We start from the raw sequence: 243 nt of genomic DNA on the forward strand, positions 1-243 counted from the left end.
TCGCGCAGCAGGTCGCGTGCTTCGCCGTCGGTCTTCAGCGACGCCTCGATCGATTCGAGATGCGGTGCGAGATCGCAGGCCGTGTCGACGGTCACGAGCTTGCGGCCGAGCGGCAGGAAGTCGAGCGCGCGGCGCAGGTTGTCGCCGACCACGCCCTTGATCTCGCCTGCGTGCTCGATCACGCCGTCGAGGCTGTCGTATTGCGACAGCCACTTCACGGCCGTCTTCGGCCCGCACTTCTCG

At 67.5% G+C, this 243-nt stretch carries 1 protein-coding gene; it reads right to left on the reverse strand.

The genetic code is table 11. The features are described 5' to 3' along the window. Nucleotides 1-243 (reverse strand): 5'-3' exonuclease H3TH domain-containing protein (locus SB816_RS34380; RefSeq protein ID WP_410548544.1); only part of this gene is annotated, 243 nt, incomplete at both ends.

Source organism: Achromobacter sp. SIMBA_011 (assembly GCF_046535435.1).
Classification (GTDB): domain Bacteria; phylum Pseudomonadota; class Gammaproteobacteria; order Burkholderiales; family Burkholderiaceae_B; genus Achromobacter; species Achromobacter dolens.